Genomic DNA, 3,121 nt, shown 5'->3' on the forward strand with positions numbered 1-3,121 from the left:
GGTCTACGGCGTGCACAAGGGCGAGGTCTACTCCCTGCCCATCAACCTGGCCACGATYAACCAGTTCTTCCGGGCCAACCTCACCCCCGGGCAGGCCCAGGAACTGATCAAGGAGCAGGCCGGCGAACTGGCCGGCACCGATCCGCAGAACCTGAACGACAAGGGCATCCAGCTGATCGGCCGCCCGCTCTACGAGGCGTTCATCAAGCACTACACCGGCAAGCAGTGGCAGACGGATCCGAAGGACCTGCCCGCGGGCATCATCTCCCGCCTTCCGGTGCGCTACAACTACGACAACCGGTACTTCAACGACAAGTACGAGGGCCTTCCGACCAACGGCTACACGGCGTGGATCGAGAAGATGGCCGAACACCCCAACATCGAGGTGCGGCTCAACACGGACTTCTTCGATGAGTCCCACGAGTACAGCAAGGGCAAGGTGGTCGGCAACGTCCCGGTCGTCTACACCGGACCTGTTGACCGCTACTTCGACTACGCCGAAGGCGATCTGTCCTGGCGCACCATCGACTTCGAAGAAGAAGTGCTCGACGTCGGGGACTTCCAGGGCACGTCGGTAGTGAACTACAACGACGAAGACGTTGCGTACACCCGCATTATCGAGCCGCGCCATTTCCACCCGGAGCGCGACTACCAGACGGAGAAGACCGTCATTATGCGCGAGTTCTCCCGTGCCGCGGAGAAGGGCGACGAGCCCTACTACCCGATCAACACACCCACGGACCGCGATCGGCTCCTGAAGTACCGCGACCTGGCCGCGGCTGAGCAGGATGTCCTCTTCGGCGGCCGCCTCGGTACCTATAAGTATCTGGACATGCACATGGCGATCGGCTCGGCCCTGACCATGTTCGACAACAAGATCCGCCCGCACTTCGAAGGCGGCGCAAAGATTGAAAGCGGAGGAGTGGACGCATGAGCGCCGCAACCGACACCCAGGTAGATTCCGCCCAGCAGTGGGACACCCTGCAGCGGGTCATCCTGCCCAACGCCAGCCAGATGGACACGGTTCCCCTGTACATGGACATGGGTACCGCGACCGGCATCCAGCTTCCTACGGTCGGCAGCGGCGACGGCAAGAAGGCCCGGGCACAGTCCTTCAGCAGCTCCACCAAGGAAGCCCACGTTGAAGACTTCCTGTCCCGCAGCTCCACCAAGGTCCGTTCGGGGGAGCGGGTATCCTTCGGCAGCTACTTCAACGCCTTCCCGGCGAGCTACTGGCGGCGCTGGACGTCGGTGGACAAGGTCCGGCTTCAGGTCCGCACCCAGGGCGCCGGATCCGTCATCGTCTACAAGTCCAACGCCCGCGGGTCCCTGCAGCGCGTCGACACGCGGCGCGTCGAGGGCTCGGCGGAGAACACCTTTGAGCTGTCCCTTGCGCCCTTCGGCGACGGCGGCTGGTACTGGTTCGACCTCGTGGCGGGCTCCGAACCGCTTGTCATGGTCGACGCCGAATGGCAGGGCCCCGCTGTTGATAGCACGCCCGGGTCTGTCACCTTGCAGATCACGACGCTGAACAAGACCGACTTCTGCCTCAACAATCTTCGGCTGCTGGCCGAGAACCCCGATGCCCTCAAGCATGTCCAGGAGATCCTGCTGGTTGACCAGGGCACGCAGAAGGTTGAGGACGCGGACGGTTTCGCCGAAGTCCGTGAATCTCTTGGCGGCAAGCTGCGGATCATCAACCAGTCGAACCTCGGCGGCTCCGGCGGCTTTGCCCGGGGCATGTTCGAGGCCGTCGAAAACGGCAGTGACTACGTCCTGCTCATGGACGACGACATCGTGGTTGAGCCTGAAAGCATCATCCGCCTGCTCACGTTCGCGGACCGCTGCAAGACGCCGACGATCGTCGGCGGCCACATGTTCGACCTCTACAACCGGACGGTTCTCCACACGTTCGGCGAGGTGGTCAACCCCTACCGCTTCCAGCCGTCATTGCCGAGCGAGGACATGGTCCTTGGGCATGATTTCCTGTCCTCGAACCTGCGCCAGACCTCCTGGCTGCATCGCCGCTGCGATGTGGACTACAACGGCTGGTGGATGTGTCTGATCCCGACCTCGGTTATCCGGGAAATCGGCCTCTCGCTTCCGCTCTTCATCAAGTGGGACGACTCGGAATACGGGCTGCGCGCCAAGGCGCACGGCTTCCCGACAGTTTCCCTGCCGGGTTCGGCCGTATGGCATGTTTCCTGGATCGACAAGGACGACCTCGTGGGCTGGCAGGCCTACTTCCACGCCCGCAACCGGATCGTGGCGGCGTTGCTGCACAGCCCCTACGAGCACGGCGGCCGCGTGGTGCGCGAATCGCAGTATGCGGACATCAAGCACCTCGTGTCGATGCAGTACGCGACCGCGCACGGCCGCGGCTGGGCGCTTGAGGATGTCCTCAAGGGCCCGACCGACCTGCCGGACCTGCTGCCCTCGAAGCTGCCCGAGATCCGGAAGATGATGGCCGGCTACTCGGACTCGATTTTCCAGGCCGACGCGGACGATTTCCCGACGCCCAAGATGGACAAGCCGCCGCGCCGCGGGCACGGCGTGTCGCAGCCGTCCAGGGTCACCCTCCTTCCCTGGGCCGCCAAGACGGTCGCACGCCAGTTGTTCCGCCCGGTCACCAAGACGAGTGCGGAACGTCCGCAGACCAACATTGCGCACCAGGACAACCGCTGGTGGCGGATCGCGCAGTTCGACAGCGCCATCGTCTCCAACGCCGAGGGAACCGGCGCTTCCTGGTACAAGCGGGACCCCAAGTGCGTGAGGGAAATGCTCACCGAGAGCAGCCGCCTGCACGCTGCCCTGCTCAAGGACTGGCAGTCGCTGAGCAAGCAGTACAAGGCGGCGATGCCGGAGCTCACGTCCCTGGATTCCTGGAAGAAGATCTTCGAAGAACACACCCAGAGCGAAGTGAAATAGCGTGACAACCACGATTTCCGGGGAATTGACCCGCCCGGGGCTCGGTGGTGGATTTCGGGATCTTCGCCAGTCCAGTTTTCTGCTGAAACTGCTGGTCCGCAAGGAACTGAAAGTCCGCTACCGCGGATCCGTTCTGGGACTCCTCTGGTCCTATGTGAAGCCCGCTGTGCAGTTCCTCGTGTTCTATGTGGCC

At 63.3% G+C, this 3,121-nt stretch carries 2 protein-coding genes and 1 pseudogene; all 3 read left to right on the plus strand.

All coding sequences use genetic code 11. The features are described 5' to 3' along the window. A partial coding sequence (locus AC1D1W_RS20295) for a UDP-galactopyranose/dTDP-fucopyranose mutase family protein (protein WP_476944653.1) occupies positions 1-934 on the plus strand: 934 nt, incomplete at its 5' end. After that, positions 931-2,928 (plus strand): glycosyltransferase, encoded by a 1,998-nt coding sequence (locus AC1D1W_RS20300; protein WP_476944654.1) that lies wholly within the window; start codon positions 931-933, stop codon positions 2,926-2,928. The genes AC1D1W_RS20295 and AC1D1W_RS20300, both read left to right, overlap by 4 nt. A 1-nt stretch (position 2,929) precedes the next feature. Then, positions 2,930-3,121, plus strand: a pseudogene (locus tag AC1D1W_RS20305) (ABC transporter permease); the annotation flags it as partial.

This window comes from Arthrobacter sp. P1_B4 (assembly GCF_056406555.1).